General features: G+C 62.4%; 7 protein-coding genes and 1 pseudogene. 3 read left to right on the plus strand and 5 right to left on the minus strand.

Annotated features, from left to right (window positions below; genetic code table 11):
• Nucleotides 1–37: 37 nt before the first annotated feature.
• From NKI61_RS26210 to NKI61_RS26225, 4 genes are read right to left on the minus strand one after another with little or no spacing between them, the layout of a single operon-like run.
• On the minus strand, nt 38–862 hold the full coding sequence (locus NKI61_RS26210) for a cyanophycinase (protein ID WP_023696171.1): 825 nt from the start codon (nt 860–862) through the stop codon (nt 38–40).
• On the minus strand, nt 859–1,758 hold the full coding sequence (locus NKI61_RS26215; RefSeq protein ID WP_352670573.1) for an isoaspartyl peptidase/L-asparaginase family protein: 900 nt from the start codon (nt 1,756–1,758) through the stop codon (nt 859–861). Before NKI61_RS26215 ends, NKI61_RS26210 begins: the two co-directional genes overlap by 4 nt.
• Nucleotides 1,758–2,801, minus strand: a complete 1,044-nt coding sequence (locus NKI61_RS26220) for a glutamate ligase domain-containing protein (protein WP_352841557.1) — start codon at nt 2,799–2,801, stop codon at nt 1,758–1,760. Before NKI61_RS26220 ends, NKI61_RS26215 begins: the two co-directional genes overlap by 1 nt.
• Complete coding sequence (locus tag NKI61_RS26225) at nt 2,726–4,513, minus strand: cyanophycin synthetase family protein (protein WP_352841559.1); 1,788 nt, start codon at nt 4,511–4,513, stop codon at nt 2,726–2,728. The genes NKI61_RS26220 and NKI61_RS26225 overlap by 76 nt, the downstream gene beginning before the upstream one ends.
• A 565-nt stretch (nt 4,514–5,078) precedes the next feature.
• On the opposite strand from NKI61_RS26225, the gene sdhD reads away from it, so the two are divergent.
• Complete coding sequence (sdhD, locus tag NKI61_RS26230) at nt 5,079–5,468, plus strand: succinate dehydrogenase, hydrophobic membrane anchor protein (RefSeq protein ID WP_027050929.1); 390 nt, start codon at nt 5,079–5,081, stop codon at nt 5,466–5,468.
• Nucleotides 5,469–5,571: 103 nt separating this feature from the next.
• Here the strand turns inward: sdhD and ctaD are convergent.
• A pseudogene (ctaD, locus tag NKI61_RS26235) lies at nt 5,572–7,231 on the minus strand (cytochrome c oxidase subunit I).
• A 311-nt stretch (nt 7,232–7,542) separates the two neighbouring features.
• Here ctaD and NKI61_RS26240 point away from each other — a divergent pair.
• Both NKI61_RS26240 and NKI61_RS26245 read left to right on the plus strand, forming a co-directional pair.
• Nucleotides 7,543–8,370, plus strand: a complete 828-nt coding sequence (locus tag NKI61_RS26240) for a DUF2243 domain-containing protein (RefSeq protein ID WP_023696175.1) — start codon at nt 7,543–7,545, stop codon at nt 8,368–8,370.
• Between the two features lie 30 nt (nt 8,371–8,400).
• Nucleotides 8,401–9,038: NAD(P)/FAD-dependent oxidoreductase (locus tag NKI61_RS26245; protein ID WP_352841561.1), on the plus strand; the 638-nt coding region annotated here is incomplete at its 3' end.

The raw sequence follows: 9,038 nt of genomic DNA on the forward strand, positions 1-9,038 counted from the left end.
GACCGCGCCACACCATCAGCTTGAGTGCGGCGAAGTCTTAAGAAATCCCCACCGGTCGTCGCAGCGCGAGATCGAACGCATCGCCTGAGCTCAGCACGTGAACCCTCAGATCATGGATGGAAAGGGCGGCATCAGGCTCACCTTCCGCGATGTTGGAATGCGTCACGCCGGCTGCATCGACCAGATAGACAGCGCCGCTGCCGATGACCTTGAACATCTCGCCTTTCACCACGATCGCCGTGTCTTCATCGATGCCGATGCCGAGGACGCGCGGGTTCTGCGACACCGCCCCGATGAGCCGCCCAATGCGGCCCCGTTCCGCAAAGTGCTGGTCGATAATGACGTTCGGCAGCAGGCCCAGTCCCGGCGCCATGCGAATGTGGCCGATCCGAAAGGACGCTGCGTTCGGCCCCTTCACCATCATCGTGTCGCTCATGACCGACGCGCCCGCGGAGGTGCCGGCAATGACGCCTCCGGCTTCATAGATTTCGTGCACCCGCTCGTCGATGGGCGTGTCGCCGATCTGGCTGGTGATCCGGAGCTGGTCGCCGCCGGAGAAGAACACCGCACTCACGTCTGCGAGCGCACTTATTTTCTTTTCATGAGCTGCCTCGAGGCGGTCGTTGACGTAGAGCTCGATGACATCCTTGATGCCCAGCTCACCGAAGGACCTCTGATACTTCTCGAGATAGCCATCCGGCTCATGAGACGCGATGGTGGCAAGCACCAGGCGGCCGTTCGGAACCAGGCTCGCCACCTCCTTCAAGATGACACGATCGCCATCATGGTCCTCGTGGCCGCCGATGATGACGAGCGTTCCGGCTTTACCGTTCGAGGATCGCTTTTTCTTCTTGTCGGTCATTTGTCCACGTCTTTCTTGCGCAGGAAAACGTGTGGGTGGTTGTCCTCGCTGGTCATGAATGCGACTGCGAACTCCTTGCTGTTATGCGCCCATCCAGACACGCCGGTCGCGGTAAGCACGATGGCTCCGGCTTCGCCGCCGATCGCCTCGACTTCCTTGAGCGCGGGATTCAGCACCTGCTCCAGGCCGCCTTCAGCCTGTCCCGAAGACAATGCCTGCCGCGCCGAGAGTGCCTGCATGACACGGGCCGCGAGAGCCTTTCGCGCGATATGCTCACCGTCTCCCGAGAAGGCGACGGCTCCCAACCGGTTGTCGGCATAATAGCCGCAGCCGGGTTGCGGAGAATCCCCCACACGACCGGGAGCACTGCCGTCCAGTCCGCCGGTCGAAGTGCCCACGGCGATGTCCCCGTATTGATCCAGGGCAACCACACCGATCGTATCCTTCGCCTCAGACTTGCTGGAGGCGTCGCGCTGCTGCGACGTGATCAAATCCGCCGGATCGCAAAGTTCCAGCTGCTTGTCGGCGGCGAAACGCCGGGCCCCCTCCGACGCCAGCAGGATCGGCTCCTCATGCAGCATGGCCTTGGCGACACTGATTGGATGGCGCACGCCCTTGATCACTGCGACGGCACCTACATTGAAGTCCCTGCCCTCCATCAGGCCAGCGCACATCTCGACCTCGCCGTCCGAATTGAGGGCACTTCCATATCCCGCATTGAATGTCGGGTCGGCCTCGAGGACGCGACCGGCAGCTTCCACGGCATCGACCGCCGTTCCGCCGCCGGCCAGGACGGCCCGACCTGCCTCGAGCGCCTCGATGCATCCGTTGCGATGCGCCTCCTCCTCTTGCGGATGGATCTCCTTGGCGCCGCCGTGCAGGATCAGCGACCACATCAGCCAGCCCTCAGATGGCGAATATGGGTCTGATCGGGCCCTCCCCTCGAAGGCGTCGCGCCTCCGAAGCCGGTTACCTGCCGCCACACGGCTTCAACGTCGTCGACGGTGAGCACGACAAGGTCGTTCTCCCGAGCAAGCCGGAGACACACGTCGACGGCCTCCTTCTCGGGACAGACGGCGTGTATGCGGCCTGGGGCGCAGCCGGCGTTCAAGGCACCTTCCCGCAGCAAGCCGGCGATCGCTCCGGGGGCTCGGCCGCGCAGCTCCTGCTCATCCTCCTTGAAGACGATGACGTCGAATATCCGCGAAGCGATCGCGCCCATCTCGCGGATGTCGCAATCGCGGCGGTCGCCCGGTATGGCGACCAGGCCGATCGTGCGCTGATAGCCGCGCCTCATGTGGGAAACGAGCTTTCCGAGCGCCCTCAGCCCCTCCGGATTGTGCGCATAGTCGACGATCGTGCGGAAACCATGCCCGTCGAAGACGTTGAGGCGACCGGGAGATTGCTCGAACGAGGTGCCAAACTCCGCCAGCGCCGCCCGGATCGTTGCCGCCGGAACGTCGTGGCAATGCGCCATAGCGACGGCTGCCAGGCTGTTGGCAACGTTGAATTCGGCCGAACCCTCGAAGGTCGCGGGAATTTCGTCGACGCTCATCAGGAACATCGATTCCCCATCCTCGTGGATGAAAATGTCCCAGCCGTCGCTGCTGGGCTCCCGCGTCACGGCGCGGCCGCCTTCCGCCAGGTGGCTGCGCAAGAAACCGGGCCACTCGCTCCTGCTCGCCAGCGAGAAGTAGCAGATCCTGCCGCCGGCATCTCGCGACATTGCGGACGTGTGGACGTCGTCGGCATTAAGAATGCTCCATCCGCCGCGGCGGACGGACTCGACCACGACCGATTTCACCTCCGCCAGGTCCTCGATCGTGTCGATGCCCCTCAGCCCGAGATGGTCGCCGTGGACGTTCAGAACCGCGCCAACATCGCATGCATCGAAGGCAAGCCCTTCGCGCAGGATGCCGCCGCGCGCACATTCCAGCACCGCGACACATCGACACCCGGCTCGCGCAGCACGATCCTGGCGCTCTGCGGACCGGAGCAGTCCCCTGTCATGATCCGCTCGCCGTTCAAGTAGACGCCGGTGGTGGAGGTGAGCCCGACGGTTGCCCCATTCGCCTGCAGGATGTGCGCCAGCATCCGGGCACGTTCGAGATGCATGCGAAAGCCAGGACCGGCATTCACCTCTATGATGCCGCCGCCGGTTTCGCTCACCGGCCGTGAGATGTCGGGACAGACGAAGTCGATCCCGGCAATGTCGAGGCCGACGATCTGTGCCGCCCGCCTGGCGATCAGCGCGTTTTCGGGATGGATTTCTTCCGTTCGGTCGATCGCGGTCCCACCGGTGGAGAGATTGGCGGTGGGCCGCAAGAGCACCATTTGACCCGGCGCTGGAACGCTCGCCAGGGTGAGCTGCGATTTTGACAGGAAATGCTCGACACATTCGTCGATCTCGATGCGGGTCAATACCGAGGAATGGCCCTCTCCCCTTCGTGGGTCGCGGTTCGTCTCCTCGACGAGCTCGGCGACAGAACTCCGGCCATCGCCGACCACATGGGCCGGAACCCTCTCGGCGAGCGCCACCACCTTTCCGCCGATCACCAGGATCCTGTGGTCCGAGCCGACGAAATGCTGCTCGACGATAACGCTACGGCTGTGTTCTCGCGCCTGTTCGAAGCCCCAGCGGACCTCGTCTTCTGTTGCCAGACCGATGTTGACGCCGCTTCCATGATTGCCATCGAGTGGTTTGGTGACCACGGGGTAGCCCAGCCGTGCTGCCGCCGCGACTGCGTCCTGCGCCGATCGCACCAGCTCCCCGCGTGGCACCGGCAGGCCGGCCTGTTGCAGCAGGAATTTGGTCAGGTCCTTGTCCGAGGCGATCTCGGTCGCAATCTCGGAAGTGAGGTCGCTGCAACTGGCGCGGATCCGCTTCTGATGCTTTCCGTGACCAAACAGCACGAGGCTGCTGTCGTCGATCCGCGCGGCGGGTATGCCCCGCCTCTCGGCCTCGCGCACCAAGGAAGCAGTCGTAGGCCCCAAGGCACGCTCGGCGGCCAGACGCTTGAGCTGCTGCAGCCTGGCTGCGAACTCGAATGGCCCCTGCGTTTCCGCAATGTCGCCGAGCCCCTCGACACCATGCAGATTGGCCGGCAGCAGGCTGTCCACCAGTTCGAGCGCGACGCGTCCGGCGAGCAGCCCGACAAGCTCATCCTTGTAGGCGAACATGACGTTATAAGTGCCGGGACTGCCTTTGACCGACCGTGTCTTTCCTCGTGTCACCCGGTGACCGAGCATGCTCTGCAGTTCCAGGGCGACATGCTCGACGACGTGGCCGAGCCAGGTTCCTTCCTGCATGCGGCGGACGAAGCCGCCGGCGGCGCCATAGCTGCAGCCATGGCCCGCAAGGCCGGGCAACAGTCGGACGATTTGTTCGGAAAACCCGGGCAGTTTGTCTGTCGGGAACGCCTCAAGGGCTCCGAGGTCGATCCGAATCTGGACCATTGGCGTCATACTATAGAGGTGCGGCCCGCGAAACACGCGGGCGTCCACGACGCGGATAGGGCGAAAACGCGAGGCGCCCCGATGAATTTCTTTGTCCGACATAGTCCGTTTCTCCTGACTAACTCCGCAACATCCGGAGGATCGGTTAGTTCCCGGCTCTTTCAGCCCAAATATTTTTGCAGGAGAGAGAAACAAAAGTGGCCGTTAACATATGTTGGCCCAAGAACACCTTCTGGTCATCTCGGCCACGTGCGGTCGCTGTTCTGAGGGCTACTTATCTCTCGGGACGAGGCGGGCCAGGCATTCGCTCGTTTTCACAAGCATTCGCCGGGCACATCGCGCCCGTTGAGCTAGTGCCCGGCTTTAGCTCATGGCGACCCATTGTGCGGGTCCAGCACTGAGGCATTAATCTTCAGCACGCCTTCGGCACCCGGGAACATTTCCAGACGCGTCAGGTTTGGAACCATCCTTGCACCGGAACTACAGCCATGCAGAGTCGAAAATCGGTGAAGGCCGCGCTCGTCAAGGAGATCGACGCGGTCCGCCTTCGTATCTCGCTGCTTGAAAGCGAGCTATGCAGAGATGGCAGACCCAGGCAAATTGGATGGCGTTCAGGATACGAACTGAACGCCCACAAAGCCCGCCTTGTTCGACTGGAGACCGTGCTTGCCCACTATCCGTCGGCACCGACGGCCCGGGCATCGAAACAGCAACAGCTTGAGTTGCGCGCAAGGCAACCAAGTAGTTTTGGGGAAACGCCATGGCTGACAGACCCTCAATCAGAACTCCGCTAGCTCGAGTGCGGGGCCTTGGATCGGCGAAACACGGAACCGAAACGTTCATGCTGGAGCGGCTGACATCTGCTGCCCTGTTGATCCTTGTCATTTACATCGTCGCGGTCGTTATAATGCTGGTCGGTGAGCCTCGAGACGCCGTCCTCAGCGTCGTAGGATCGATCTATGTCGCGCCAGCCCTTATTGGCTTCATTCTCGTAAGCTGCGTTCACATGCGGCTTGGAATGCAATCGATCATCGAAGATTACTGCCATGCCACCGTGCTCAAATCGCTTCTTCTGATCGCCAATTGGTTATTCTGCTGGGCAGTCGCGCTCGCAAGCTTGTTCGCTGTGCTGTTAATCAGCTTCAGATAGCGATCCGGTTCTCAGCTGCAGCCAACGTCTGCCACCAGCAGGCTGAAGTTCGCCTCAGCGGCGAACCGGGCTGGCTTGCGCAAAGGAGTTCGACAACCCGGCCTCATCTGATTTGCGGCAGCCTGTCCCATTGATGGAAAGGGGGTGGAGAGGTCAGCTCCCACTCCAATGTGGTAGCTCCTGGCCCCCATGGGTTCATGCCGGCGGCTCTTTGCCGGTAGAAAGCTTCCAAGATGCCGAAGAGGAAAATCACGACACTCGCGGCCGACAGGTACGATCCATACGAGGACACCATGTTCCAGCCGGCGAATGCGTCGGGATAGTCGACATAGCGACGCGGCATGCCCGCCAATCCAAGGAAGTGATGGGGGAAGAAGACGAGGTTCACGCCGACGAAGGTCGTCCAGAAATGGACCCCAGCCAGAAGCGGATTGTAGAGATATCCCGTCATTTTCGGAAACCAGTAATACCAGCCCGCGAAGATGCCGAAGATCGCTCCCAGTGAAAGTATGTAGTGGAAATGCGCGACGACGAAGTATGTGTCGTGCAGTTCACGGTCGAGGCCGGCATTTGCGAGTTGAACGCCCGTCACCCCGCCTACGGGTGAACAGGAATATGAAGCCGAGGGCCCAGAGCATCGGCGTCCGCAGGCTGACCGAACCGCCCCACATGGTTGCAATCCAGGAGAACACTTTTATCCCGGTCGGCACTGCGATCACCATCGTGGCGAAGGTGAAGTAGCGCTGCGTGTCGAGGCCTATCCCGCTGGTGTACATATGGTGGGCCCAGACGACGAAGCCGATCACCCCGATCGCCACGATTGCGTACACCATCCCCAGATACCCGAAGATCGGCTTTCGCGAGAAGGTCGAGATCACCTGGCTGACGATGCCGAACGCCGGCAGGATCATGATGTAGACTTCCGGGTGGCCGAAGAACCAGAAGAGATGCTGGTACAGCAGCGGGTCGCCTCCGCCGTCCGGCGCGAAGAACGTGGTTCCGAAATTGCGATCGGTCAGGAGCATGGTGATGGCGCCGGCCAGCACCGGCAGAGCCAGCAGCAGCAGGAAGGCGGTGATGAGGATCGACCACACAAACAGGGGCATCTTGTGCAGGGTCATCCCCGGCGCGCGCATATTGAAGATGGTGGTGATGAAGTTGATGGCTCCCAGGATCGAGGAGGCGCCCGCAATGTGCAGAGACAGTATGACCAGATCCACGGCGGGACCGGGATGGCCGGAGGTCGACAGCGGCGGGTACAGGAACCAGCCGGTCCCAGGGCCATAGCCGCCGGGGACGCTGGGCATGAAGATCGACAATAAAAGCAACATCAATGCCGGCGGCAGCAGCCAGAACGAGATGTTGTTCATGCGCGGGAAGGCCATGTCGGGGGCGCCGATCATGATCGGAACCATCCAGTTGGCGAAGCCGCCGATCAGGGCGGGCATCACAGTGTAGAAGATCATGATCAGCGCGTGGGCCGTGGTGAAGACGTTGTAAAGCTGCTTGCCGGCGTCGATCGCTGCGTCGCCCTGGTAACCGTAGATCATCGACGCCAGTCCGGGGAAAAACTGGATCCCGGGTTGCTGCAGCTCGATTCGCATGCTCACCGACAAGAGCATGCCGATCACCCCCGCGATGAAAGCGAAGACCAGATAGAGTGTGCCGATGTCCTTGTGGTTGGTCGAAAACAGCCATCGGGTGATGCCGGTCGGCTGGTGGCTGTCGAGACCGTCCGGATCTGCCGCCGTATATTCGTTCATGACCTTCTCCGCTTGAGCCGTCCGTCGCCAGCATCGAACCGTGCTGGAACTTGATTGTTCCCTCCACCGAACCGGCGGTAGGAACATTCCACGGAAGCCGCGGTTAGGTTCCGCGCGGCCGACCCTGCGCGGCTGAGGATCGACGTCCATGCTGGCGATAATTGCTGCGACACTGGTTCTGACGACGGTGGTTGGTGGGCTGATATCCGCCTTCTGGCTCGAGGCGCGTCATGGTTTCCATGACCCCATGCCGCCGGACATGTCGGTGCCCAGGCAACTGAACGCCCCGGCCTGGAGCCGGTGGTCCTGACATGGACGCGATCACCGCGACACTCGACCCGAGAACGCGAGCCGGCTGGCTGCTGCTCGGCTTCGCGCTCGGCGGTTTCTTCGACGGCATCGTCCTGCATCAGATCCTGCAATGGCATCATCTTCTCTCGGGCGTCGCCGATCCGGTGGGTTCCGACCTGCGCTTCCAGATCATGGCCGACGGCCTCTTCCATCTTTTCATGTATGTGCTCGCCGTCGCCGGCACGGTGCTGCTGGTGGCCGCGAGGGCGGCCGGCGCGCGGCCCGGGACCACCACGGAGATCCTGCGGCTCGCCTTCGCCGGGTTCGGCGTCTGGCATGTCGTCGATGCCGTCGTGTTTCACTGGCTGCTGGGTCTGCACCGGATCAAGATGAACAGCGACTTGCCGCTCGCCTGGGATATTGCGTGGCTGGTCATCTTCGGCATCGTGCCGCTTGTGTTGGTGCTGGTGCTGCCCAACCGCGGCGGACCGGCACGCGGTGCTTCGGCAGCGCTTACCAGCATCGTCCTGCTCGCGGGATTGGCAGCCGGCGCCGGCCCGTTCTTCAACGGTGCCGCCAATTCCATCATCGTCTTTCGGGCCGGGATGGAACCGGCGGCGATGATGCGGGCCGTTGAAGTCGCCGACGCCCATCTCAAATGGGTCGACGCCAGCGGCACTATCTGGGCGGTCGACCGCGTCTCATGGCGCGGGTTGGTATCCCTTCACGCGCGCGGCGCCCTTGTGGTCAGCACGACGCCTGTCATTGCCGGATGCCTCGCCTGGACCGATGCCGCCGGAATGAGCAGTAGCTCCAGCCAGCAGCGAGGCACTCCTGCCAGGCTATGACTTCCGGACAGGGATAGGGGAGTATCAAGCATGCAGTTCGCCACCGAGAGCAGCCACGGCCGGAGCCTGACACCGCGCGTCGTCGTAGTCGGCGGAGGCTTTGCCGGTCTGGAGGTTGCCAAGGCGCTCGGCAAGGCGGAAATCGGGGTGACGATCATCGACCGCCACAATCACCACCTGTTCCAGCCCTTGCTCTATCAGGTTGCAACCGCCGCCTTGTCGGCGCCTGATATCGCCGAGCCCATCCGCAAGATCCTGGGCCGCTATCCCTCGGTTCAGGTCCTCTTCGGCGATGTCACCGAGATCGGCACCGAGGCCAGGATACTGGTGCTGGCCGATGGGACCACGGTCCCCTACGACATCCTGGTCTTGGCCACCGGTTCGCAGCCATTCTATTTCGGCCAGGAGAGCTGGGCTCGGGTTTGTCCCGGTTTGAAGACCATCGAGGACGCGCGCACGATCCGGTCACGGCTGCTGCTATCGTTCGAGCACGCGGAACGGACCACCGATCCAGTCGAGCAATCCCGGCTGATGACGATCGCTATTATCGGCGGCGGCCCGACCGGTGTCGAACTGGCGGGCTCGATCGCCGAACTCAGCCGGCACACACTGGCGCGCGACTTCCGCAACATCCGGCCCGAGAAGACAAGGATCATACTGGTAGAAGC

This window comes from Mesorhizobium sp. M0514, assembly GCF_040321145.1.
Classification (GTDB): Bacteria; Pseudomonadota; Alphaproteobacteria; order Rhizobiales; family Rhizobiaceae; genus Mesorhizobium.

Excerpts from the sequence above, each read along its gene's own strand:
- NKI61_RS26210 (WP_023696171.1), bottom strand. The coding sequence starts at position 862 with ATGACCGACAAGAAGAAAAAGCGATCCTCGAACGGTAAAGCCGGAACG.
- NKI61_RS26215 (WP_352670573.1), bottom strand. The coding sequence starts at position 1,758 with ATGTGGTCGCTGATCCTGCACGGCGGCGCCAAGGAGATCCATCCGCAA.
- sdhD (WP_027050929.1), top strand. The coding sequence starts at position 5,079 with ATGGCTGACAGACCCTCAATCAGAACTCCGCTAGCTCGAGTGCGGGGC.
- NKI61_RS26240 (WP_023696175.1), top strand. The coding sequence starts at position 7,543 with ATGGACGCGATCACCGCGACACTCGACCCGAGAACGCGAGCCGGCTGG.